Annotated in this window: 24 protein-coding genes; 13 read left to right on the forward strand and 11 right to left on the reverse strand. The window is 74.1% G+C overall.

Annotated elements, in window-relative coordinates; all coding sequences use genetic code 11:
• Nucleotides 1-35: 35 nt before the first annotated feature.
• Nucleotides 36-707 carry a hypothetical protein gene (locus ACRYR2_RS07965; protein ID WP_432562302.1) on the forward strand — a complete coding sequence of 224 codons (672 nt, stop codon included), beginning with the start codon at nucleotides 36-38 and terminating at the stop codon, nucleotides 705-707.
• Here ACRYR2_RS07965 and ACRYR2_RS07970 read toward each other — a convergent pair.
• Genes ACRYR2_RS07970 through mshA form a run of 3 tightly spaced genes read right to left on the reverse strand, consistent with a single transcriptional unit; the run spans nucleotide 704 to nucleotide 3,853 of the window.
• Nucleotides 704-1,798, reverse strand: coding sequence for a glycosyltransferase (locus tag ACRYR2_RS07970; RefSeq protein ID WP_432562303.1), 1,095 nt, complete (start codon nucleotides 1,796-1,798; stop codon nucleotides 704-706). The two genes, ACRYR2_RS07965 and ACRYR2_RS07970, sit on opposite strands and share 4 nt — an antisense overlap.
• Nucleotides 1,799-1,840: 42 nt before the next feature.
• Entirely contained in the window at nucleotides 1,841-2,593 is a 753-nt protein-coding gene (locus ACRYR2_RS07975) for a phosphoglyceromutase (RefSeq protein ID WP_432562304.1), read from the reverse strand.
• 9 nt (nucleotides 2,594-2,602) lie between these two features.
• Complete coding sequence (mshA, locus tag ACRYR2_RS07980; protein WP_432562394.1) at nucleotides 2,603-3,853, reverse strand: D-inositol-3-phosphate glycosyltransferase; 1,251 nt, start codon at nucleotides 3,851-3,853, stop codon at nucleotides 2,603-2,605.
• A 103-nt stretch (nucleotides 3,854-3,956) separates the two neighbouring features.
• Between mshA and ACRYR2_RS07985 the strand changes: the two genes are divergently transcribed.
• From ACRYR2_RS07985 to ACRYR2_RS08005, 5 genes are all read left to right on the forward strand, one after another.
• Nucleotides 3,957-4,811: a class I SAM-dependent methyltransferase gene (locus ACRYR2_RS07985; RefSeq protein ID WP_432562305.1), complete on the forward strand. Its 855-nt coding sequence runs from the start codon at nucleotides 3,957-3,959 to the stop codon at nucleotides 4,809-4,811.
• A gap of 40 nt (nucleotides 4,812-4,851) precedes the next feature.
• The gene (locus tag ACRYR2_RS07990) at nucleotides 4,852-5,889 is read left to right on the forward strand and encodes a LacI family DNA-binding transcriptional regulator (RefSeq protein WP_432562306.1); all 1,038 of its coding nucleotides are present in this window, start codon (nucleotides 4,852-4,854) and stop codon (nucleotides 5,887-5,889) included.
• 100 nt (nucleotides 5,890-5,989) lie between these two features.
• On the forward strand, nucleotides 5,990-7,315 hold the full coding sequence (locus ACRYR2_RS07995) for an ABC transporter substrate-binding protein (RefSeq protein WP_432562307.1): 1,326 nt from the start codon (nucleotides 5,990-5,992) through the stop codon (nucleotides 7,313-7,315).
• Nucleotides 7,316-7,474: 159 nt separating this feature from the next.
• Entirely contained in the window at nucleotides 7,475-8,374 is a 900-nt protein-coding gene (locus ACRYR2_RS08000; protein WP_432562395.1) for a carbohydrate ABC transporter permease, read from the forward strand.
• Nucleotides 8,367-9,206, forward strand: a complete 840-nt coding sequence (locus ACRYR2_RS08005; RefSeq protein ID WP_432562308.1) for a carbohydrate ABC transporter permease — start codon at nucleotides 8,367-8,369, stop codon at nucleotides 9,204-9,206. The genes ACRYR2_RS08000 and ACRYR2_RS08005 overlap by 8 nt, the downstream gene beginning before the upstream one ends.
• A 13-nt stretch (nucleotides 9,207-9,219) precedes the next feature.
• Here the strand turns inward: ACRYR2_RS08005 and dtd are convergent, their stop codons facing one another.
• The gene (gene dtd / locus ACRYR2_RS08010; RefSeq protein WP_432562309.1) at nucleotides 9,220-9,645 is read right to left on the reverse strand and encodes a D-aminoacyl-tRNA deacylase; all 426 of its coding nucleotides are present in this window, start codon (nucleotides 9,643-9,645) and stop codon (nucleotides 9,220-9,222) included.
• Nucleotides 9,646-9,750: 105 nt separating this feature from the next.
• Between dtd and ACRYR2_RS08015 the strand changes: the two genes are divergently transcribed.
• A complete protein-coding gene (locus ACRYR2_RS08015; protein WP_432562310.1) occupies nucleotides 9,751-10,068 on the forward strand; it encodes a hypothetical protein in 318 nt (105 codons plus the stop codon).
• A gap of 11 nt (nucleotides 10,069-10,079) precedes the next feature.
• Here ACRYR2_RS08015 and ACRYR2_RS08020 read toward each other — a convergent pair whose 3' ends face one another.
• Entirely contained in the window at nucleotides 10,080-10,418 is a 339-nt protein-coding gene (locus ACRYR2_RS08020) for a DUF2516 family protein (RefSeq protein ID WP_432562311.1), read from the reverse strand.
• A 9-nt stretch (nucleotides 10,419-10,427) separates the two neighbouring features.
• On the reverse strand, nucleotides 10,428-11,999 hold the full coding sequence (locus ACRYR2_RS08025) for an FUSC family protein (RefSeq protein WP_432562312.1): 1,572 nt from the start codon (nucleotides 11,997-11,999) through the stop codon (nucleotides 10,428-10,430).
• Nucleotides 12,000-12,065: 66 nt separating this feature from the next.
• On the opposite strand from ACRYR2_RS08025, the gene ACRYR2_RS08030 reads away from it, so the two are divergent.
• Complete coding sequence (locus ACRYR2_RS08030) at nucleotides 12,066-12,572, forward strand: MarR family winged helix-turn-helix transcriptional regulator (RefSeq protein WP_432562313.1); 507 nt, start codon at nucleotides 12,066-12,068, stop codon at nucleotides 12,570-12,572.
• An 18-nt stretch (nucleotides 12,573-12,590) separates the two neighbouring features.
• On the opposite strand, the gene ACRYR2_RS08035 is transcribed toward ACRYR2_RS08030, so the two are convergent.
• The 5 genes from ACRYR2_RS08035 to ACRYR2_RS08055 form a co-directional block, all read right to left on the reverse strand.
• Nucleotides 12,591-13,220 (reverse strand): RsiG family protein, encoded by a 630-nt coding sequence (locus ACRYR2_RS08035; RefSeq protein WP_432562314.1) that lies wholly within the window; start codon nucleotides 13,218-13,220, stop codon nucleotides 12,591-12,593.
• A gap of 100 nt (nucleotides 13,221-13,320) precedes the next feature.
• Nucleotides 13,321-14,409, reverse strand: a complete 1,089-nt coding sequence (ygfZ, locus tag ACRYR2_RS08040; protein WP_432562315.1) for a CAF17-like 4Fe-4S cluster assembly/insertion protein YgfZ — start codon at nucleotides 14,407-14,409, stop codon at nucleotides 13,321-13,323.
• A 10-nt stretch (nucleotides 14,410-14,419) separates the two neighbouring features.
• Nucleotides 14,420-14,866 (reverse strand): Fur family transcriptional regulator, encoded by a 447-nt coding sequence (locus tag ACRYR2_RS08045; protein WP_432562316.1) that lies wholly within the window; start codon nucleotides 14,864-14,866, stop codon nucleotides 14,420-14,422.
• Nucleotides 14,863-15,411, reverse strand: a complete 549-nt coding sequence (locus ACRYR2_RS08050) for a nitrobindin family protein (protein ID WP_432562317.1) — start codon at nucleotides 15,409-15,411, stop codon at nucleotides 14,863-14,865. The genes ACRYR2_RS08045 and ACRYR2_RS08050 overlap by 4 nt, the downstream gene beginning before the upstream one ends.
• Nucleotides 15,412-15,577: 166 nt before the next feature.
• Entirely contained in the window at nucleotides 15,578-16,369 is a 792-nt protein-coding gene (locus ACRYR2_RS08055; protein WP_432562318.1) for a hypothetical protein, read from the reverse strand.
• 247 nt (nucleotides 16,370-16,616) lie between these two features.
• On the opposite strand from ACRYR2_RS08055, the gene ACRYR2_RS08060 reads away from it, so the two are divergent.
• The 5 genes from ACRYR2_RS08060 (at nucleotide 16,617) to pstS (ending at nucleotide 22,948) form a co-directional block, all read left to right on the forward strand.
• Nucleotides 16,617-17,477, forward strand: coding sequence for a winged helix-turn-helix transcriptional regulator (locus ACRYR2_RS08060; RefSeq protein WP_432562319.1), 861 nt, complete (start codon nucleotides 16,617-16,619; stop codon nucleotides 17,475-17,477).
• Entirely contained in the window at nucleotides 17,474-18,400 is a 927-nt protein-coding gene (gene mshD, locus ACRYR2_RS08065) for a mycothiol synthase (protein WP_432562320.1), read from the forward strand. Before ACRYR2_RS08060 ends, mshD begins: the two co-directional genes overlap by 4 nt.
• A gap of 86 nt (nucleotides 18,401-18,486) precedes the next feature.
• A complete protein-coding gene (locus ACRYR2_RS08070) occupies nucleotides 18,487-20,652 on the forward strand; it encodes an RNA degradosome polyphosphate kinase (RefSeq protein ID WP_432562321.1) in 2,166 nt (721 codons plus the stop codon).
• The gene (locus tag ACRYR2_RS08075; protein WP_432562322.1) at nucleotides 20,649-21,608 is read left to right on the forward strand and encodes an NUDIX hydrolase; all 960 of its coding nucleotides are present in this window, start codon (nucleotides 20,649-20,651) and stop codon (nucleotides 21,606-21,608) included. The genes ACRYR2_RS08070 and ACRYR2_RS08075 overlap by 4 nt, the downstream gene beginning before the upstream one ends.
• 227 nt (nucleotides 21,609-21,835) lie before the next feature.
• Nucleotides 21,836-22,948, forward strand: coding sequence for a phosphate ABC transporter substrate-binding protein PstS (pstS, locus tag ACRYR2_RS08080; RefSeq protein WP_432562323.1), 1,113 nt, complete (start codon nucleotides 21,836-21,838; stop codon nucleotides 22,946-22,948).
• Nucleotides 22,949-22,982: the final 34 nt, after the last annotated feature.

The raw sequence follows: 22,982 nt of genomic DNA on the forward strand, positions 1-22,982 counted from the left end.
GGCCGGCACCCGGCCGCAGGTGTAGCGTCGAAGGGGTGATCACCTCGCGACGCCGCCCGGTCGTGGTGTCGCGCCCGGTGTCGTGCCTGCTGTCGGGCGTGGCGGGTGCGGCCGTCCTGCTCGCCGGGTGCGGGGAGGCGCAGACCCCCGACCCGTCGCCGACCACGACGACCACCACCCCCACCGCCACCCCCACGACGTCGCCGGCCGAGACCACGGGGACCCCGACGAGCAGCGGCCCGGGTTTCGACTGCGCCACCGTCCAGGCCGCGCAGAAGGCCCTGGACGACGCCTACGCCGCCGAGCTCGACGAGCTCGGGATCCGCCGCGGCGACCCGCGGGCACAGTCGGTGTTCACCATCGTGACGACCAACGAGGGGCCGACGTACTCGGCGGCCGTGCTGGCCGCCGCGCCCCCGGAGCAGACCCCGGACGCGCAGTTCGTCCTGGACTACTACCAGCGCCTCGCCGCCCGGGCGGGAACGCTCGACACGGGCACCGGATCGGCCGAGGACCTCGCCGCGGCGATGACCGCCCTCGACGACGCCACCCTCGTGGTGAACCCCGACCCGGCGACGGCCACCCAGGTCATCGAGGCGCAGGAACGGCTGCAGGCGGCCGTCGAACGCGACTGCTCGAACACCACCGCCACGGCCACCGCCACCGGTACGGCGACGCAGACGGAGACCGGGACGCCGGCGAACTAGCCGATCAACTCCGCCAGGACCTTCGCGCTCGCCAGCGCCGCGCCGGCCCGGTCGAAGTCCCGGGCCCGCGCCGGGCCACCGGCGGCCTTGCGCCGCAGCGGTTCCGGATCACGGACGAACGCCAGCACGGCCTCGGCCAGGGCCTGCGGGTCCTCGGTGGGCACCAGGTCGCCGAACTCGCCGTCGCGCAGCACGTACCGCGGGCCCGTGGGGCAGTCGGTCGCCACGACCGGCCGGCCGTGCACCAGGGCCTCGAGCACGACCAGCCCCAGGCCCTCGTAGCGGGAGGAGAGCACGAACAGGTCGGCCCCGGCGATGAGCGGCTGCGCATCGGCGACGTGCCCGGCGAACTCGACACGGTCGGCGATGCCGAGCCGGTCGGCCTGGGCACGCAGGTCCGCCTCCAGCGGCCCCGACCCGACGAGGACGAGTTCGACGTCCCCACCGCCCGCGACCACCCGGGCCAGCGCGTCGAGCAGGACGTCGAAACCCTTCTGCTCGGCCAGCCGGCCGGCGGCCACGAGGCGCAGGCGCCCCGAGGAGGACCGGACCGGACCACCCGCCGCCGCCGTCCGGGCCAGGACCGCCTCGACGTCGAGGCCGAGGTCGACGGCGTGGATCCGCTCGGCGGGCAACCCCACCTCACGGACGTCGTCGACCAGCCCCGGGGAGACGCAGATCGCGGCGTCGACCCGTCGGTGCACCGCCGTCAGCAACGGGCGCAACCGCGCGGGCGTCCAGGCCGCGACCGCCTGCGGCAGCGAGCTCTGCACGAGCAGCACGAACGGGGTGCCGGTCAGACGTGCTGCGGCCCAGCCGATCAGCACGCCGTAGCCGACCTCGCTGCCGGAGACGACGACGTCGGCCCGGCGGGCGTGCCGCACGGTGGCGGCCACGATCCGCGGAGCGGCGTCGCGGAAGCGCCGGACCTGCGCACTCCCCCAGCGGGTGTCCAGCCGCGGGTCCGGTGCGAGCACCGGCACGCCGCCGGGTTCGACGTTCTCCAGGACCAGGAACCGCACCCGGGCCCCGAGGTCCTGCCAGCGCCGGGCCAGGTCGAGGGAGACGCGCAGCCCACCGTTGTCGCGCATCGCTCCCTCGAGGAGCAGGACGCGCGGCCCGGGTGCGACCACTCAGCGGCCCTGGTTCGCCACCGCCGCAGCGGCTTCCGCGGCCGCGGCCGGGTCGAGGTACTCCCCGCCCGGGACGACCGGCTTCAGGTCGGCGTCGAGGCGGTAGACCAGCGGGATGCCGGTCGGGATGTTCAGCCCGGCGATGTCGGCGTCGGAGATGCCGTCGAGGTGCTTGACCAGTGCGCGCAGCGAATTGCCGTGCGCCGCCAGCAGGACGGTCTTGCCGGCGCGCAGGTCCGGGACGACCTCGTCGTGCCAGTACGGCAGCATGCGGGCGACGACGTCGGCCAGGCACTCGGTGCGCGGCATGTCGTCGCCGAGCGCGGCGTAGCGCGGGTCGCCGTCCTGGGAGAACTCCGAGCCGAGTTCGATCGCCGGCGGCGGGGTGTCGTAGGAACGACGCCACAGCATGAACTGCTCCTCGCCGAACTCGGCGAGCGTCTGCTTCTTGTCCTTGCCCTGCAGCGCACCGTAGTGGCGCTCGTTGAGCCGCCAGGACCGCTTCACGTCGATCCAGTGCCGGTCGGCCTCGTCCAGGGCCAGGAAGGCCGTCGTGATGGCGCGGCGCAGCACGGAGGTGTGCACGACGTCGGGCAGGACACCGGACTCCACGAGCATCCTGCCGCCCGCCGTGGCCTCGGCCCGACCCTTCTGCGACAGGGCCACGTCGACCCAGCCGGTGAACAGGTTCAGGGCGTTCCACTCGCTCTCGCCGTGCCGCAGGAGGACGAGGGTGTGCGCCGCTTCAGTCATGGAACGACTCTACCGAGGCGGCAGGGCGTCCTCGCGCGCCCTGTCGGCCACCGCCCGCGAGTACACCTCCAGCGTCGCCTCGGCGGTGGCGCCCCAGCCGAAGCCCTGGGCGCGGCGGGCGGCCCGGACCCCCATCGTCGCCCGCCGCGCGGGGTCGTCGAGCAGGTCGGCCAGCGCCCGGGCCCAGGTGCGCGGGTCGTGGTCGGGCACCAGCAGGCCCGTCGTCCCCGTCTCGACGGCCGTGCGCAGTCCCCCGACGGAGGCCGCCACGACGGGCGTTCCGCACGCCTGCGCCTCCAGGGCCACCAGGCCGAAGGACTCGTTGTACGACGGCACCGCCACGAGGTCGGCGGCCCGGTAGTGGTCGGCCAGTTCGGCCCGCGGGGTCGGCGGGGACAGCCGCACGACGTCGTCCAGGCCCAGCGCGGTCACCAGGTCGGCCAGCGACTCCGGGTGCGCCGTGCCCGACCCGCTGGGCCCGCCCAGGACGACCACCCGCAGCCGGTCGCGGCGCCAGGGCTGTTCCCGGAGCAGTTCGGCGGTGGCCCGCACCAGCAGGTCGGGAGCCTTCAGCGGCTGGATGCGGCCCACGAACAGCAGCACCTCGGCGTCGGCGGGCAGGCCCAGCCGCCGGCGGGAGGCCGCCCGGCCCGGGTCGGGGCGGAAGGTCGCCAGGTCCACGCCCGGCGGCACGACGACGACCTTGGCCGGGTCGGCGCCGTAGAGGTCCAGCAGCTCCTGGCGCTCGGCGGCCGTGTTGGCCACGAGCCGGTCGGCGGCGTCGACGACCTGCTGCTCACCGATGACCCGGCCGGCCGGTTCGGGGGTGTCGCCGTCGGCCAGCGCCGCGTTCTTCACCTTCGCCATGGTGTGCATCGAGTGCACCAGCGGGACGTCCCAGCGGTCGGCGGTGAGCCAGCCGACCTGGCCGGACAGCCAGTAGTGCGAGTGCACGACGTCGTAGTGGCGTTCGGCGTGGCGCGCCTCGGCGTGCAGCATCCCGGCCGTGAAGGCGCACAGCTGGCCCGGCAGGTCCTCCTTGGCCAGTCCCTCGTAGGGGCCGGCGGCGACGTGCCGGACGCGGACCCCGTCACCGTCCTCCACGACGGGCGGCTGGTCGGAGGAGGTGCGCCGGGTGAAGACCTCGACCTCCACGCCGCGACGGGCGAGCTGGCGCGCGAGCTCGACGACGTAGACGTTCATGCCGCCGGCGTCACCGGTGCCGGGCTGGGCGAGCGGGGACGTGTGCACCGAGACCATCGCGACCCGCGACACGTTCCCCACGCACGCTCCTCCTGCTGTGATGACCGGCTGCCACGACCGGGGGTGAGGTCCGGCCGCCGACCCGTCGTAGTGTCCCGACGTGCCCCGGCAGTCTGCCTCCCGAGTCCGCACCGGCGCCTGCGGGGGTTCCCCCTCCGGCGCGGCGGTGGGAGCGGTGACGCGCGGCACGACCGGCCCGGACCGGTTGCGGCGGGTCGAACGCTGGCTGGCCCAGACGCAGGCGGCCCGGCTGCGCCGCGCGGCCGATCCGCTCGTCGTCGACCTGGGCTACGGCGCCTCCCCGGTGACGGTGACCGACCTGCAGCGCTGGCTGCGCCGGGTGTGCGCCGACGTGCGCGTCGTCGGCCTGGAGATCTCCCCCGAGCGGGTCGAGGTGGCGCGGGCGGCGCTGGCCGGCACCGAAGGCGCCCCGCAGTTCGCCGTCGGGGGCTTCGAGATCCCCACGGCGGGCGATCCCGTGCTGGTCCGGGCGTTCAACGTGCTGCGGCAGTACGAGACCGACCAGGTGGAACGGACCTGGGAGCTGATGCGCTCGCGGCTGGCGCCGGGGGGTCTGGTCGTCGACGGGACCTGCGACGAACTGGGCCGGCGCTCGACCTGGGTGGCCCTGGAGCGCGATGCCGGGCCGGTGTCGCTGACGATCTCGGTCCGGCTGGCCGGTCTGCCCGCGCCCTCGGCCGTCGCCGAACGGCTGCCGAAGGTGCTCATCCACCGCAACGTGCCCGGCGAGGGGGTGCACGACCTGCTGCGCGCGGCCGACGAGGCGTGGGCGCGGGCGGCCCCGGCCGGCACGTTCGGCGTGCGGCAGCGGTGGATCGCCACCTGCCGCGACCTGGCCCGGGACTGGCCGGTGCTGGACACGGCCGCGCGCTGGCGGCTGGGTGAGCTGACCGTGGACTGGTCGTGCGTGGCGCCGCGGGCCGCTGCGGCATGATCGGTCGAGGGGTCGGGAGGGGTGGCGGAAGGGGGTTCGGGTGGCACGCACCACCGGTGGCCGGCCGACGATCCGCGACATCGCCCGTGAGGCCGGCGTGTCCAAGGCGTCGGTCTCCTACGCGCTCAACGACCTGCCCGGCGTCTCCGACGGGACGCGCGCCCGCATCCGGGCCGTGGCCGCCGACCTGGGCTGGCGGCCCAGCGCGGCCGCGCGGTCCCTGTCCAGCGACCGCGCCGGGGCGGTGGGGCTGGTGCTGGCCCGCGACGTCGGGCTGCTGGAGGAGGAGCCGTACTACATGCGGCTGCTGGCCGGGATCGAGAGCGTCCTGGCCCGGGAGGGCCTGGGCCTGCTCCTGACCGTCGTGCCCGACGCCGCGGCCGCCGTGGACGTCCTGCGCGCCTGGTGGGCCGAACGCCGCGTCGACGGTGTGATCCTCACCGACCTGCTGGTGCGGGACCCGCGCGTGGAACTGGTCACCGAACTCGGGATCCCCTGCGCGCTGCGCGGCGGCATCGACGACCGCCTGCCCTCCGGCGGGCACCTGGCGCTGACGGTGGAGACCGACCGGCAGCCGTTCGCCGACGTCGTGGGGCACCTCGTGGAGCAGGGGCACCGGCGGATCGCCCGGGTCAGCGGACCGCGGGAGTACCTGCACACCCGGCGTCGCGACATCGCCTGGCAGGAGGTGACGCGCTCGGCGTTCGGCGAGCCCGCGCCGGTCGTGCCCGCCGACTACACCTCCGCCGGTGGGCTGGCCGCGACGCGTGAACTCCTGGGTCGCGACGACCCGCCGACCGCCGTCGTCTACGACAACGACGTGATGGCCGCAGCCGTGGTGGCCGAGCGCGCCGAGCTGGGCCTGCGCGTTCCCGGGGAGTTCGCGGTGGTGGCGGGCGAGGACTCGATGCTGTGCCGGCTGGCCTCCCCCGCGATCAGTTCGCTGCGCCGCGACGTCGTGGCCGACGGTGCCGGAATCGCGCGGTTGCTGCTCGACGTGGTCGCGGGACGGGCCAGCACCGCGACGGTCGCCGAACCTCGCGAGTTCGTCGTGCGCGGGAGTTCCAGCCGGATGTGACCGGCACCTGTCGATCCGGGTTGACGGGAACCGGGTGCAGGTTCACCGTTGGCCCACCACGGGCAACGGAGTCTCGTGGACCTCCCCGAAGGAGAAGACCGTGCGCCGACGCACCCTCGGCACCGCGCTCCTCGCGGCTGCCGCGCTGACCACCACCACACTCACCGCCTGCTCCTCCGGGGACGACTCGGGCGGCGATGCGGGAACGACCCTGACCTACTGGGCCAGCAACCAGGGCACCAGCCTGGACGACGACAAGGCAAAACTCACCCCCGAGCTGGAGAAGTTCGAGCAGCAGACGGGCATCCAGGTCGAGCTCGAGGTGATCCCCTGGGACAGCCTGCTGAACCGGATCCTGTCGGCCACCACCTCCGGGGAGGCCCCCGACGTCCTGAACATCGGCAACACCTGGTCGGCCTCCCTGCAGGCCACCGGCGCGTTCCTGCCGTTCGAGGACGAGCAGTTCGAGGCCATCGGCGGACGCGAGAAGTTCCTGGAGTCCTCGCTGAGCTCGACCGGCGCGGAGGGGGAGCCACCCGCGTCGGTCCCGATCTACGGGCTGGCCTACGGCCTGTTCTACAACAAGCAGATGTTCGCCGACGCCGGGCTCACGCCCCCGACGACCTGGGCCGGTCTCGTCGACGCGGCGAAGAGGCTCACCGACCCCGCGGCGGGGACGTACGGGCTGACGGTGGCCGGCGCGAGCTACACCGAGAACGCGCACTTCGCGTTCATGTTCGGCAAGCAGAACGGTGCCGAGTTCTTCGACGACTCCGGGCAGCCCACGTTCACCGAGCAGGGCAACGTGGCCGGCCTGAAGCAGTACCTGGACCTGATGGCCACCGAGAAGGTCGTCAACGTCTCCGCGGCCGAGCACCCGACGACGAACGACATGATCGGCGACTTCACCTCCGGCAAGGCCGCGATGTTCATGGCCCAGAACAACGCCGAGGCGACCATCGCGGCCAACGGCATGAGCGCGGACCAGTACGGCGTCGTCCCCATCCCCCTCCTCGACCCGCTCCCGGCGGGCGGACAGCGCGTCAACAGCCACGTCGCCGGCATCAACATCAGCGTCTTCGCCGACTCGGACAACACCGACGGCGCACTGCAGTTCGTGGAGTTCATGACGAGCACGGAGGAGCAGGTCGTGCTCAACCAGGCGTTCGGCTCGCTCCCGGTCACCCAGGAGGCCGCGGCGGACCCCGCGTTCGCGACCGAGAACCTCGAGGTCTTCAACAGCGTGCTGGCCGAGACCGCGGCGCCGATGCCGATGATCCCCAACGAGAGCCAGTTCGAGACGACGGTCGGCCAGGCCATGCAGGGCCTGTTCGGCCGGATCGCGACGGGGCAGACCGTCGGCGAGGCCGAGATCGCCGACGCCCTCGACCAGGCGCAGCAGCAGATGGCGGCGGGCGGGGCCTGACCGTGGCCACCCCCAGAGCCACCGCCTCCGGTTCCGGGGGGGGGGGGGGGGGGGGGGGGGGCGCCCCCCCCCCCCCCCCCCCCCCGCCCCCCCCGCCCCGCCCCCCCCCCCCCCCCCCCCCCCCCCCCCCCGCCCCCCCCCCCCCGCCGGGCCCGCAGCCTGCTGGCGCCGCGCTGGCTGCCCTACGCGCTGCTGGCCCCGGCGCTGCTCTTCGAGCTGCTGGTCCACATCGTCCCGATGCTCACCGGCATCTTCATCAGCACCCTGCAGCTGAACCAGTTCTTCGTCCGCCGCTGGCTGGACGCCCCCAGCGCGGGACTGGGCAACTACGCGGTGGCCCTGAACTTCGACGGGGCGATCGGCGCGGCCCTGCTGCGCTCGTTCGCCATCACGTTCGCGTTCACCGTCGCCACCCTGGCCTTCTCCTGGGCGCTGGGGATGTTCGCCGCGGTCCTGCTGCAACGGCCGTTCCGGGGCCGGGCGTTCCTGCGGACCCTGTTCCTCGTCCCGTACGCCCTGCCCGTCTACGCCGGCGTCATCACCTGGAAGTTCATGCTGGGCCGCGACAACGGCATGGTCAACGCCCTGCTCGGCGACCTCGGCGTCACGAACGGCGACACGTTCTGGCTGCTGGGCGGCAACGCGTTCGCCTCCACCGTGGTCACGGCGGTGTGGCGACTGTGGCCCTTCGCCTTCCTCACGCTCATGGCCGGTCTGCAGTCGATCTCGAACGAGGTCTACGAGGCCGCGGCCGTGGACGGGGCCGGCCTGTGGGAACAGTTCCGGCACTTCACCCTGCCGATGCTGCGACCGGTCAACCAGGTCCTGCTGCTGGTGCTGTTCCTGTGGAGCTTCAACGACTTCAACGTCCCGTACATCCTGTTCGGGCAGTCGGTCCCCGCGTCGGCGGACCTCATCTCGATCCACGTCTACCAGTCGTCGTTCATCACCTGGAACTTCGGCGTGGGGTCGGCCATGAGCGTCCTGCTGCTGCTCGTCCTGCTCGTCGTCACCGCGATCTACCTGCCGTTGAGCAACCGGAGGCTGCGCGATGCATGAACCCGTCTCGTTCCGCGTGCTGCGCGTCGTCGGGCTGACCGCCCTGTCGCTGTTCGTGCTCGCCCCCGTCTACGTCATGGTCTCCAGCTCGCTCAAACCGCTGGGCGACGTCCAGGGCGAGTTCACCTGGATCCCGTCCACGGTCACGGTGCAGCCGTTCGTCGACATCTGGTCCACGATCCCGCTGGGCCGGTACTTCGTGAACAGCCTGGTCATCTCGCTGCTGGCGACGGTGTGCTCCGTGGTGCTGGCCATCTCGGCGGCCTACGCCATCAGCCGCTACCGCTTCCACGGGCGGTCGGCGTTCCGGGTCACCGTGCTGTCGACGCAGATGTTCCCCGGCATCCTGTTCCTGCTGCCGCTGTACCTGATCTTCGTCAACCTGGGGCAGGTGACGGGGTTCGCCCTGCAGGGCAGCCGGGTCGCCCTGGTGATCACCTACCTGACGTTCTCGCTGCCGTTCGCGATCTGGATGCTCGTCGGCTACTTCGACTCGATCCCCCGCGAACTGGACGAGGCCGCGCACGTCGACGGCGCGGGACCGCTGCGCGCGCTCGTCACCGTGATCCTGCCCAGCGCCGCCCCGGGGGTCGCGGCGGTCTCCATCTACTCGTTCATGACGGCCTGGGGCGAGACGCTGTTCGCCTCGGTCATGACGAACTCGAGTTCGCGGACCCTGGCGATCGGGCTGCGGGAGTACTCCACCCAGACCAACGTCTACTGGAACGAGGTGATGGCGGCCTCGCTCGTCGTGAGCGTCCCCGTCGTGGCCGGCTTCCTGCTGCTGCAGCGCTACCTGGTGCAGGGCCTGACCGCGGGGGCGGTCAAGTGAGCCCCGGGACGCCTCAGGCCTCCAGCCAGATGGTCACGGGCCCGTCGTTCACGAGCTCGACGGCCATGTCCGCCCCGAACCGGCCGGTCTCCACCCGCAGCCCGTGACCGCGCAGGGCGTCGGCGACGGCGTCGACGAGCGGCTCGGCCACCGCACCGGGAGCGGCCGCGTTCCAGGTCGGTCGCCGCCCCTTGCGGGTGTCGGCGTAGAGGGTGAACTGGCTGACGAGCAGGACGGGGGCGCCGACGTCCACGGCGGACTGCTCCTCGCGCAGGATGCGCAGCTGGGCGACCTTGCGGGCGACGAGCTCGACCTGCGCGGGCCCGTCGTCGTGGGTGGCGCCCAGGAGCACCAGCAGGCCCGGTTCGTCGATCGCCCCCACCATCTCGCCGCCGACGGTGACCTTCGCGCGCGTGACGCGCTGGACGACTGCCCGCACGGTCTGCTCCTCCTCTTGACCCGTCCGGGTGGACGCGTGGTGACGATCCGGTCGACGTGGGCTGAACCTGACGCGACGGCAGGGTTGCGAGCCTACGATCGACGGGTGCTCCAGACCCTGCTCGACGTGCCCGTCGTGATCCCCGTCACCCTGCTCGCCCTGGGGATCTGCGCACTGGGAGCGCTGGTGCGGCCGCGGATCGACGTGGCGCTGGTGCTGGGACTGCTGGCGGCCATCTGGACGCGGGTGAACCAGCCGGTCGAAGGCCGCATCCTGCACACCTGGAGCCGCGACCGGGGGTTTACCGAGGCCGACCTGCTCTCGGTGGCGGCCCTGGTCGTCGTCGCGGTGACCCTGCTGCGCTGCGCGTGGCGCTGGGTCGCGCGGGCGCGCGCCGGCGAGCCGGCCGTCGCGCCGCGCTGAGCCTCAGCGGCTCACCAGGGGCCGTAGGGGCCCTGGTTGCCGCCGCGGTTGCCTCCGCGCGGGCCGCCGCCGTACTGGCGCACCGCGGGGCGGACGTCGGCCAGGTACACCGCGGCGCCCACGACGGAGATGATCCCGAAGATGCTCAGCGGGGAGAACACGGAGACGAAGGCGACCGCGGCGGCGACCGCGGCGATGATCGTCCAGAACGTCTTGGTGCGCTTGCCGGCCGCGACGAACGCCCCGGCCGGGCGGCGCAGGCAGTCGACGAGCGCCCACGCGCACAGGGCGAACGCTGCGACCCCGAGGATCAGCAGGACGCCGTTCTGCAGGTTGTTCAGCAGCTCCACACCAGAACTCTACGGTCCAGACCCCTCCGGAGTTCCGGCCTGCGGGGTGTCGGTGCGCAGCAGGTCCCCCAGCCGGCGGTACGCCGCCTGCTCCTCGGCCTGGGTCCGCGGGGCCGGAACCCGCCAGTCGTCGTCGTGCAGCCGGGCCCGGGCCTCGGCCACGGACAGCAGGTGCCGGCGCACGGCGTGCGGGTCGGTGTGCGGGCCCAGGCCCGCCGCCCGCAGGGCGTCGAGGGCGTCGGCCAGCGAGCGGTGCGCGTACCGGTTGCGGACGAGCACCGCCACGACGACGGCGACGAGCACGCCGAGCACGGTGTCGGCCACCCGGTCCAGCACGAGCGTGGACACCCCCGCCCCCGAGGTCCCGAGCCGGGTCAGCAGCAGCGACAGGCCGGTGATCGCGATGGTGCCGATGGCGTAGTTGCGCGGCATGCAGAACTCGACGGCGAACATGCACAGCGCGGTGAGCAGCCACAGCCGCACGTCGTCGGTGGCCAGCGGCACGAGGGCGGCCGCCAGCCCCACCCCCACCAGGGTGCCGGCGCCGCGTTGCACCGCCCGCTGGGTGGTGGTGCCCGCCGACGGCGACTGCAGCACCGCCGCGGCCGCCACCGCCGCCCAGTACACGTGCCCGAACCCCAGCGCCGAGGCGAGCAGGGTGGCGGCGGCGCAGGCGATGCCGACCCGCACCGCCGGGGCGTGCAGCACGCCGGGCTCGCGCAGCGCCGTCCACACCCGCCGACGCGGCCAGGCAGCCGCCGCGGGGAACCGGCCGGCCGGGGCGGCCGGCACGGGCCGCCGCCCGGCCAGGGTGGGCAGCACCACGCGCAGCGGGCGCTCGGGAGCACCGGCGTGCAGCACCCGTTCGGCGTGGGCCAGCCACCCCGGCAGCGGACCGCAGGTCCCCTGCTCCGGCCCGGGCCCCAGCACACCCCACGCCGCGTGCACCGCGGCCACGGCGGCGGTTTCCGCGCGGGGATCGCCCGGGCACCGCCGGGCGTGTAGGACGGCGGCCAGCGCCCGGGCGACGGCGTTGCGCTCGGGGCCGTCCGGCCGCCACAACCCGGCCGCGGCGCTGAGGGCGACGGCGAGCGCCGCGCACGTCAGGGACACCGCGGCCACGGCGGGCAGGTCGGCGAGCGTGAGCGGCTCGACGCCGAGGGTGCCCGCGGCGAAGACGGGGATGAGCCCGGCCGGCGGTCCGGTGCGGACGGCGTCGGTGACGAACTTGGCGACGGTGGCGACCACCGCGACGACGACGGCCGGGACGAGCACGTCGGCCCACCCCGTCAGCGGCAGCACGGCCGCCCCCGCGCCGGCCAGGACCGCGAGCGTGAGCCCGAGCCCGGTCCAGGCCTGGGTGCGCCAGCGACGGGCGTAGGACTCGTTCCGGCCGTAGAGGTTGGCCAGCGCCCCGAAGGTGGCGGGCGCGGCGAGTTCGGGAACCTCGGCCCACAGGGTGAGGGCCAGCGGGACGCCGAGCGCCACGGTGGCGGTGCCGGCCGCCCACCAGGGGTGCCGTCCGGGGGCCAGGCGCAGCCAGCCGGGCACCGCCCGGACGAGGTGGGCGATGAGTTGCACGGGGCAACCGTAGCAAGAAGTCAACAGGTGTTTCACCTGCGAAGTACTTGTCCCTACACTGCCGGGGTGAGTCCGAGTTCCCGTGCCAGGTCGCAGGACCCGGTCGACGTCGCCCGCCGGGAGTGGTCCGCCGTCCACCCCGACCTCGACACCGGGCCGATGGCCGTCACGGGTCGGCTGCGGATGGTCGCGGCGGCGCTGGCCCGCGCCACCGAACCCGTCGTGCGCGCCGAGGGCCTGACCCGCCCGGAGTTCGACGTGCTGTCCGCCGTGCGGCGGGCGGGGCGCTCCCCGCTGACCCCCACCGGCATCGCCGCCGCGACGCTGTCCTCGGGGGCGGCCACGACCAAGCGCCTGGACCACCTCACGAAGGTCGGCTACCTGCAGCGCGCTCCCGACGAGCGCGACGGCCGGGTGACGCGGCTGTCGCTGACCCCGGCGGGCACCGCCCTGGTCGACCGCCTGCTGCCCCGGGTCCTGGACGCCGAACGCGACTTCGCGGCGTCCCTGAGCGAGGCGCAGCGCGACGACCTCACCGAGAGCCTGCGGACCCTGCTGCGCGGTACACCCTGACGATCGGGGACGGACGGGTCAGCGCGGGGTGCGCAGCGCCTCGTCCACGGACACGACCCCGTCGCGGTACCGCCGCGTGATCTCGTCGGTGCACGCGTCCATCGCCTGCTGCACCCGCGAGCGGTCCGCGGACAGCTCGTGCTCGAGCTCGACGAGCCGCTCCCGCGCGGCCTTGAGCTGGGAGTCGTCCATGGCCGACAGGTCGGACAGGTGCGGGTCGGCGACGGCGAGCTCGGCGCGCCGGCGGTGCTCCCCGACGCGGCTGGGCTCCACGGAGGTGAAGCGGCCCATGCCGTGGTTGGTGCGGCGCGGGTCGGCCAGGACGTCGGTCAGCTTGGCGACGAGCTCGGCGTCGGACCGGGCGTGCCGCACGTCGGCGGCGCCGTCGGTGCCGGTGCGGCGTTCCTCCTCGGCCCCGAGCAGGTCGAGCCGGCCCTGGATGAGGCGCCGGGCGTAGGAGAGGTCGGCCTCCTCCTGCTCGGCGGTGGTGCGGTGCTGGCGCAGGGTGGCCAGGTCCATGTCCTGCAGTCCCGCGAGGAACTCCGGTGCCAGGACCTTGTCGAGCGCGCGCCGGCCTCCTGCCTGGTACCCGCTGACCTGCTCGTCCACATCGGCCTCCCCCGTCGACTCCACCACTCGCAGCAACATCACCATCACGGCGCGTGCGCACCCCGAGTATGACCCACGCACCCGCCGAAGGGCAGGCCCGACGCGTCGGAGACGCTCCGCAGGGCGGCTCGAGGCCGGATCAGGGAGCGACGACGACTTCCTGCGCGGCGGCGATCCGCCGCTGCTCGGCCCCCTCGGTCGCCGAGCCCGCGACCGCGTACAGCTGGGCGTCCACCGGCAGCGACCGCTTCACGACGGCCAGGGCCACGGGCCCGAGCTCGTGGTGGCGCGCGGCCGTCGTCACCGTGCCGACCCGCCTGTCCCCGTGGACGACGTCGTCGCCGTGGGCGGGCAGGTCGTGGGAGGACCCGTCCAGGTGCAGCAGCACCAGCCGGCGCGGCGGGCGGCCCAGGTTGTGCACCTTGGCCACGGTCTCCTGCCCGCGGTAGCAGCCCTTGTGCAGGTGCACGGCCGTGCGCAGCCAGTCCAGCTCGTGCGGGATGGAGCGCTCGTCGGTGTCGCGCCCCAGCCGCGGCCGCCACGCCTCGACCCGCAACGCCTCGCTCGCCCAGGTCCCGGCCAGCCGCCGGTCCCCTACCGCGGCGGTCAGCTCGGCGCGCGGCACGAGCACCTCGCGCCAGGGCCGCTCGGCGCCGGGGTGCTCGTAGGTCGACACCGCCGAGTAGCTCGCGGTGTCGGCCGAGCCTCCCTCGTTGGCGGGGACCGCCCCCGGCCACGGGTCGACCCACACCGGCCCGGCCGGGGAGTCCGCCGCGCGGCTCGGCTCGCCCAGGACGGCGAACTGCGCCGACACGTCCTCGATCTCGACGCGCAGCATGAACCGCATGCGCTCCAGCCAGGTGCGCAGCGCGTCGACGGCACCGGGTTCGGTGGTGATCCAGGTCGCCTGCCCGTCCTCGAGCAGGTGCAGGTCGTGCTCGATCCGTCCCGTCGGGCTGAGGACGAGGGTCTCCGTCGAGGTCCCCGCCGGCAGGCCCGTCAGGGCCTGGGTGGTGATGCTGTGCAGCCAGCTCAGCCGGTCCGGACCGGTCAGCCGCAGCACCCCGCGGTGGGACAGGTCGACGACGGCCTCGCCGCGCACGAGGGCGCGCTGCTCACCGTTCGGGTCGCCGTAGTGCCAGGCGACCCCGGCGTCCAGCCCCTCGGCCGCGACGGCACCGGGACTGTCGAGCAGTGGCGAGCGGAGCTCCTGGGCCGGTGCGCTCACGGGTTTCCTCCTACTGCGGTTGCCGGCACCGGGCGCACCGGCCCCGCAGGGCCAGGTGCCCGGTGTCGACGGCGAAGTCGTTGCGGGACAGGATGTCGGCCGCCATCGTGTGCGCGGGCCCGGGATCGGCTTCGGCCACCTCACCGCACCCGTCGCAGACCAGGTGCAGGTGCCCGCCGTGCTCCACGGCGTGGAACACGGGCACCCGCCGGTCGAGCTGGGTGCGGGCGACGAGCCCGACCTCCTCCAGGACCGCCAGCGCCCGGTAGACGGTCGAGGGGTCCACCGGGCCTGAACCCGGCTGGGCCGCGAGGTGTTCCGCGACGTCGTCCGCGCCGGCGTGGCCCAGGGCGCGCACGGTCTCCAGCACGCGCCGGCGCTGCGGGGTCAGCCGCAGCCCGCGGGCGTGCAGCACGTCCCCGAGGTCGGCGGGCTCCACACCCGGCGGGGAGGTCAACTGGAGGAGACCCGCTTGAGCCGCGCCGAGGCGTAGCTGCGCATCGGGTGGCCCTCGAGCGTCACGTCGAGCGCCCACAGCAGGTCGCCCTCGACGAGGCCGTACATCCGCGTCGCCGCGGTGTACTCGTGCGCCGTCGTGGTGCGGGCGACGACGTCGGTGGTCAGGTCGATGCGCGGACCGCGGGCGGTGCCGGCCAGGATCTCCACGACGCCGGTCGGGTGGGTCAGCAGGACCTCGAGCTCGACGGGGCGGGGCCCGTCGGCGGGCGCCCCGGTGGTCAGGTCGACCGGCTGCGGACGCCAGTACCCGGTCTCGACGTCGAGCGGTTCGGTCGTGTTCCCCTCCTCGTCCAGCGCCCACGTCGTCGACGTGTAGGAGAGGAAGTCACGGCCGTCGTGGGCGAACTCGACGACCTGGCCGAAGCGGGTGTCACCTTCGCCGCGGGCGGGGTGGCCCAGGACGCCGGCCCCCTCCCAACGGCCGATGAGCCACGACAGCGGGACGAGGGTGAGCGGGGTGTCGGTGCGCAGAGGAAGGGCCACGGGTCAGCGCTGACCCTTGTAGAGGCGGTACACCACGAAACCGGCGAACCACGCGATGACGATCGACACCACGATCAGCAGGACGAGGAAGAACACTTCGAGGGCGTGCACCCGCCCGAGACTACCCGGGCGGGGACGCACGGGCCCCGGGACGTGGGCGGGCTCACTACAGCAGCAGGAGACGCCCCACGAGGTAGGCGCCGCCGCCGGCCAGCGCCACCGGCACGGCCGCCACGGCCAGCGCCGCGGGCACCGCGTGCACGGCCGGCAGCCGCCCGGACAGCGCGCGCCACGCCGAGACCAGCAGACCCGCCCCCGCACCGGCGACGATCCCGGCCACCGCCCAGCGACCCTCGGACACGACCCCGTCCGCGCCCAGCAGCACGGTCAGGGCCGCCGCGAGCCAGCCCGTGGCCCCGCCCACGACGAGGTTGACCGGCCCGGCGACCCGCAACGGCCAGGTCGTCGCCGCCACCGCGCTGGTCGTGACGACCGCGGCCAGCACGACGGGCGCCAGCGAGGGCCCGGCGTAGGTGGTCGGCACGGCGATCCAGCCCGCCGCCAGGACGACGACGGCCTGGCCGGTCACGACCGCGGTCACCGACTCCACCAGGCGGGGACGGCCGTCGCGACGCAGCAGCTGGTGCCCGAAGGCGCCGAGCAGGGCGAGGGCGGTCACGGCCGGCAGGCTGCCCAGCACGCCGGAGACCTGCGTGCCGTCCGCGCGCGCCGTCTCGGCGGTCGCCACGGCGACGACGGCCGCCACGACGGCGACCAGGGCCACGACCGCGGTCGTGCCGCGGCGGGCGGGCAGGTCCAGCAGTTCGGGCCAGCCGACGGCCACGAGCGCGCCGAGCAGGACGACGGCCAGCCCGAGCACCGGCAGCGGACCGAAGGAGGCCAGGCCCAGCAGCCCGGCCAGGGCGAGGGTGGCGGTCGCGGTCGCGGTCGAACTCACGAGCTCCGCCGTCCGGTCGTGCGGGGCGCCCCGGTCCACGGCGTCACGACGCGCCCCTTCTCGCTCACGGTCCGATCCTCGCAGAGCGTCGCCGGGACGGCAGGGGTGGTCCTGTTCGACTTCGCGCCACACGTAGGCTGCGCACCGTTATCCTGCAGACCTCCGTAGGCGCGCGACAGGGCGGGGTCGACCCGACCGGCCGTGACGCGGCGCCCACGGCCCGAGCGAACGGAGGGCAGGACAGCGGGTGGCCCAGATCCTCGTCTTGACCAACGCACTGGCTCCTTCGACGGAGGTGCTGCCGGCTCTCGGGTTGTTGCCGCACAGCGTCCGGGTCCTGCCGGCCGAGGCCTCCGTCCTCGTCGACGAGCCGACCTCCGACGCCGTCCTGGTCGACGGCCGACGTGAACTGGCCGCCGCGCGGTCGCTGTGCCGGCTGCTGCGGACCACGGGTCTGTCGCAGCCGCTGCTGCTCGTCCTCACCGAGGGGGGCATGGCGGCGGTCGCCGCCGACTGGGGCGCCGACGACGTCCTGCTCGACACCTGCGGCCCGGCCGAGCTCGACGCCCGGCTGCGCCTGGCGGCCGGGCGGTTGCGCCGACCCGTCGAGGACCCCGAGGGCGCCACGCCCAGCGAGATCCGCGCCGGTGACGTCGTCATCGACGAGGCCGCCTACTCCGCGCGCGTCCGCGGCCGCCAGCTCGACCTGACCTACAAGGAGTTCGAGCTGCTCAAGCACCTCGCCCAGCACCCGGGCCGCGTCTTCACCCGCGCCCAGCTGCTGCAGGAGGTCTGGGGCTACGACTACTTCGGCGGCACCCGGACCGTCGACGTCCACGTCCGGCGGTTGCGCGCCAAGCTCGGCGCCGAGCACGAGAACGCCATCGGCACCGTGCGCAACGTCGGGTACCGGTTCGTCTCCTCCGGCCGCGGCCTCGACGACGGCCTGGAGCTGGGCGAGGGCCTGGATCCGGACGAGGGCCTGGAGCCGGGCGGAGACCTGGGCCACGGTCCGGCCGACCAGGGCTCGCCGTCCCCGGCGGACCTCCTCGACGGCCCGGCCGCCCCGGACGCCGGCCCGTTCGGCCGCGGTCTGCCGCGCCGGTGAGCGGCCCGAGCGCCCTGAGCACGGCGCCCGAGCTGACCGGGGGGACCCGCACGGCGGTGCTCGACCTGGCCGCGGCCTCCTCGGAGGCCGACGACGCGACCTCGCTGTCCGAGGACGCCGTCCTGCGGCTGGGTCCCGGGCACGAGGGGGTCCACCACCTGCTGCGCACCGACGGCGACGACGTCGTGGGGTACGCCCAGCTGGTCGGCGGGGCAGCGGGGTACGAGGGCGAACTGCTCGTCCACCCCGCACACCGTCGCCGCGGTCACGGAACCGCCCTGCTGGCCGAGGTCGAGCGGCTCACCGACCGCGCCCCGGTGCGGCTGTGGTCGCACGGCGACACCGCCGGGGCGGTGGCCCTGGCGGCCCGGCACGGCTGGTCGCGGGTGCGTGAACTGCTGCGGCTGGAACGCCCGGGCCGGGGCCTGGCCGACCTCGAGGTCCCCACGCTGCCGGCCGGGACCTCGGTGCGCCCCTCCGTCCCCGGCGCCGACGACGAGGCGTGGGTCGCGGTCAACGCCGCCGCCTTCGCCACCCACCCCGAGCAGGGACGCTGGACCGTCGACGACCTGCGCGCGCGGCAGGCCGAGGCGTGGTTCGACCCCTCGCTCCTCCTGCTCGCCGTCCAGGAGGGCGCCGGGGGTGAGCAGGTTGTCGGGTTCTGCTGGATGAAGGTCGCCGACGGGCAGGGTGAGCTGTACGTCCTGGGCATCGCCCCCGACCACGCCGGAGCGGGGCTCGGCCGGGCCCTGCTGGTGCGCGGCCTGCAGGCCGTGGCCGCCCACCCGGACTCCCCGCGGCTGGTCGACCTGTACGTCGACGGCGACAACACGCCGGCCGTGAAGCTGTACACCCGGCTGGGTTTCGAGCGGGCCGGCGTCGACGTCCAGTACGCCTCACCCACCCCTCGCCCCACCCCCTGAGCTGCGGCGACGACGGTTCACCCACCGTTCACCCGGGTCACAGGCGCTCACTGCGCGTGTACGGGAGGCGATGGCAGAATCGACCCATGACGGCCACGACGCGCGCCACCGCACCCCTGCCCGCCGTGACCTCGGTCGAAGAGACGGCTGACCTGCCCGAGGACCGGTTCGCCGACCGCGAGGTCTCCTGGCTGGCCTTCAACGAACGCGTCCTGCAGATGGCCGAGGACCCGGACGTGCACCTGCTGGAGCGGGCGCGGTTCCTGTCGATCTTCGCCAACAACCTCGACGAGTTCTTCATGGTCCGCGTCGCCGGGCTCAAGCGCCGCATCGCGACGGGACTGGCCGTCACCGCCGCCAGCGGCCTGGAGCCGCGCGAGGTGCTCGACGCGATCGCCGTGCGCGCCCACGAACTCACCGAACGGCACGCCGCGGTGTTCCTGGAGCAGGTCCGCCCGGCCCTGGCCGAGGCCGGCATCACCATCGTGCGCTGGGACGAGCTCGTCCACGACGAGCAGGTCCGCCTGCACGGGTTCTTCCGGGACCACGTGTTCCCCGTCCTGACCCCGCTGGCCGTCGACCCGGCGCACCCGTTCCCGTACATCTCCGGCCTCTCGCTCAACCTGGCCGTCGTCGTGCGCAACCCGACCACGGACAAGGAGCACTTCGCCCGGGTCAAGGTGCCGCCGCTGCTGCCGCGGTTCGTCGCCGTCGAACCGGCCGACGGGCAGGACGCGCGCGCGGCCCGTTTCGTCCCGCTCGAGGACGTCATCGCCGTCCACCTCGATCAGTTGTTCCCGGGCATGGAGGTCGTGCAGCACCACACCTTCCGAGTCACCCGCAACGAGGACCTCGAGGTCGAGGAGGACGACGCGGAGAACCTGCTGCAGGCGCTGGAGAAGGAACTCCTGCGCCGCCGCTTCGGCCCGGCCGTGCGTCTGGAGGTCGCCTCCGACATCGCCCCCGAGGTGCGCGACCTGCTGGTGCGCGAGCTCGGCGTGCACGAGCAGGAGGTGTACGAACTGCCCGAGCCGCTGGACCTGCGCGGTCTGGGGGACATCGCCGACCTGGACCGGCCGGAACTGAAGTTCCCCAAGTTCGTCGCCCGCACCCACCGCGACCTCACCGACGGCGCGGAGACGGCCAAACCCTCCGACGTGTTCGCCGCGATCCGCAACCGCGACGTCCTGCTGCACCACCCCTACGACTCCTTCTCCACCAGCGTGCAGGCGTTCCTGGAGCAGGCCGCGGCCGACCCGAAGGTCCTGGCCATCAAGCAGACCCTGTACCGGACCTCGGGCGACTCCCCCATCGTCGACGCGCTCATCGACGCCGCCGAGGCCGGCAAGCAGGTGCTGGCCCTGGTGGAGATCAAGGCGCGGTTCGACGAGCAGGCCAACATCACCTGGGCCCGCAAGCTCGAGCAGGCCGGCGTGCACGTCGTGTACGGGCTGGTCGGCCTGAAGACGCACGCCAAGCTCAGCCTCGTCGTGCGGCAGGAGCAGGGCGGGCTGCGTCGCTACTGCCACGTCGGCACCGGGAACTACAACCCCAAGACGGCCCGGTTGTACGAGGACATGGGCCTGCTCACCGACGACGTGCAGGTCGGTGAGGACCTCACCCGGCTGTTCAACCAGTTGTCCGGGTACGCCCCCAAGACCGCCTACAAGCGGCTGCTGGTGGCGCCGCGCTCGCTGCGCACCGGGCTCATCGACCGGATCGACCGCGAGATCGACAACCACCGGCAGGGTCAGCCGTCCGGGGTCCGCATCAAGGTCAACTCCATCGTCGACGAGGGCGTCATCGACGCGCTGTACCGCGCCTCGAACGCGGGAGTTCCCGTCGACGTCGTGGTGCGCGGCATCTGCGCGCTCAGACCCGGCATCCCCGGCCTGTCCGAGAACATCCGGGTGCGCAGCATCCTGGGCCGCTTCCTCGAGCACAGCCGGATCTTCTGGTTCGCCTCCGGCGGCGACCCGGTCGTCATGATCGGCAGCGCCGACATGATGCACCGCAACCTCGACCGCCGCGTCGAGGCCGTCGTGCGGCTGGGCGACCCGCGGCACGTGCGGGAGATCTCCCAGCTGCTCGACCAGTGCATGGCCGAGACGACCAGTTCCTGGCACCTCGGGGCCGACGGCACGTGGACCCGCCACCACCAGGACGCCGACGGAAAACCGTTGCAGGACATGCAGGAGCACATCATCGCGACCCGTCCGGGACGCCGCCCCAGCACGCGTCGCCGACGGTGAGGCGCCCCGCCGTCCCCGACCGGGTGGACGTCGAGGCCGCCGGGTGCGTGGTCGTGCGCCCCGGCCCGGGGGGTCCGGAGGTGCTGCTGGTGCGCCGGCCGGCCTCGGCGGTCCGCCCGGCGGACTGGTCCTGGCCCAAGGGCAAGCTGGACTCCGGCGAGCACCCGGCCGTGGCGGCGGTCCGCGAGACCGCCGAGGAGACCGGGGTGCGCGTCCACCTCGGGGTTCCCCTGCCCGAGCGCCGGTACGAGGTCACCGGTGGACTGACCAAGCGGGTGCGCTACTGGCTGGCCCGCCCCGCCGGTGCCGCCGACCCCGACGTGTTCGAGCCGGCCGATTCGGCCGAGATCACCGAGACCGCGTGGGTGCCGCGGGCCGAGGCGGCCGAACGGCTCACCTGGCCCGCCGACGTCGAGCTCCTCGACGCCGCCCTGCCCTCGGACGAGGGGCCGGAACCCACCTGGCCACTCGTCGTCCTGCGGCACGCCAAGGCCGTCAAGCGCAGCGACTGGTCCGACGGCGAGGCGGTCCGCCCGCTGCTGGACACCGGTCACGACCAGGCCTGGAAGCTGGCCCCGCTGCTGGCCTGCTACGACCTGCAGGCGCTGGTCACCTCGCCGTGGGCGCGGTGCGTGCAGACGGTGCTGCCGGCCGCCGAGCTCACCGGCCTGGCGGTGGCGGAGGAACCGGCGCTGACCGAGGCCGCGTTCCGCGCCGAACCCAAGGCGGCCACCGACGTCGTGGCCGCGCTGCTGGCCGCGGGCCGGGCCGTCGTCGTGTGCTCGCACGGTCCGGTGCTGCCCTCGCTGCAGGCCGTGGTGGCCGAGCGCGCCCCGGACCGGGCCCTGGCCCGGGAGGTGACCCGCAAGCTCGACAAGGCCGCTCTCGTCGTGGCGCACCTGCGCGGGCACGGGGCGACGGCACGCATCGTCGGGGTCGAGCGACACGCGTTCTAGAAACGTCACCGAAACATCGGATTCAAGTCACGGAGCGTGAATCCGGTCACCCGTTCACCTTCTGGATGATCCTCGTCCGCCGACTCGGAACCCGATCGACCGCTCGGATTCACCGTTCGTTCACCCACGGCGTCGGATCGCGTCATGTGCCGTGCCTACCGTTCCACCACGTCGGAACCCGCGCCGGCGCCCAGAGCGCGCCTGCCGAGCGAAAGCGAGCTCTTCCTGTGAACCGCAGCATCCTCCGTCGCGCCGCCCTGCCGGCCGCCCTGGCCCTCTCCTTCGGCCTCGCCGCCTGCAGTGGCTCCAACGAGGCGACGACCGGCAGCGGCTCGGACGAATCCTCCACCTCCTCGTCGCTGAGCGGCTCGCTGAACGGCGCGGGCGCCAGCACGCAGACCGTCGCGCAGCAGACCTGGGCCGCCGGGTTCCAGGGCACCAACCCCGACGTCCAGCTGAACTACGACCCGGTCGGTTCCGGCGGTGGCCGTGAGCAGTTCCTCTCCGGCGCCGTCCCCTTCGCCGGCTCCGACGCGTTCCTGGACGACGAGGAGCTGGCCCAGGCGCAGGAGCGCTGCGTCGGCGGCAACGCCATGGACCTGCCGACCTACGTCTCCCCGATCGCCATCGCGTTCAACCTGCCGGGCGTGGAGACCCTGAACCTGTCGCCGGCCACGGTCGCCAGCATCTTCACCGGCACCATCACCACCTGGAACGACCCGGCCATCGTCGCGGAGAACGCCGGCGTCACCCTGCCGGCCACCGCGATCACCCCGGTGCACCGCTCGGACGACTCCGGCACCACCGAGAACTTCACCGAGTACCTGCACGCCGCGGCTCCCGACGTGTGGACCGCCGAGGCCGACGGCGCGTGGCCGCTGACCGGCGGCGAGGCCGCCCAGGGCACCTCCGGCGTCGTGCAGGCCCTGCAGGGCGGCGAGGGCACCATCGGCTACGCCGACGAGTCGCAGATCGCCCCGACCGAGCTCGGCACCGTGTCCGTCAAGGTCGGCGAGGCCTACGTCGGCCCCACCGCCGAGGCCGCCGCGGCCGTCGTCGACGCCTCCACCGAGGTCGAGGGCCGCCCCGAGGGCGACATCGCCATCGAGCTGGACCGCACCACCACCGCCGCCGGCGCCTACCCGGTCGTCCTGGTCTCCTACAGCATCGTCTGCTCCGCCTACGAGGACGCGGCCCAGGGCGAACTGGTCAAGGCCTACATGGAGTACGTCATCTCCGAGGAGGGCCAGAACGCCGCGGCCGAGGCCGCCGGTTCCGCGCCGATCTCCGAGGACCTGCGCACCCAGATCACCGCCTCGCTCGACCGCATCGGCGCCTGATCCAGCAAGACACCGACGGCGGTGACGGGTGGAG

The organism is Kineococcus deserti (genome assembly GCF_050871945.1).
Taxonomy (GTDB): Bacteria; Actinomycetota; Actinomycetes; order Actinomycetales; family Kineococcaceae; genus Kineococcus.

Coding starts and splice junctions, on each gene's coding strand:
- ACRYR2_RS07970 (WP_432562303.1), bottom strand. CDS start 1,798: ATGCGCGACAACGGTGGGCTGCGCGTCTCCCTCGACCTGGCCCGGCGC.
- ACRYR2_RS07975 (WP_432562304.1), bottom strand. CDS start 2,593: ATGACTGAAGCGGCGCACACCCTCGTCCTCCTGCGGCACGGCGAGAGC.
- mshA (WP_432562394.1), bottom strand. CDS start 3,853: ATGGTCTCGGTGCACACGTCCCCGCTCGCCCAGCCCGGCACCGGTGAC.
- ACRYR2_RS08005 (WP_432562308.1), top strand. CDS start 8,367: ATGCATGAACCCGTCTCGTTCCGCGTGCTGCGCGTCGTCGGGCTGACC.
- ACRYR2_RS08035 (WP_432562314.1), bottom strand. CDS start 13,220: ATGTTGCTGCGAGTGGTGGAGTCGACGGGGGAGGCCGATGTGGACGAG.
- ACRYR2_RS08070 (WP_432562321.1), top strand. CDS start 18,487: ATGACGGCCACGACGCGCGCCACCGCACCCCTGCCCGCCGTGACCTCG.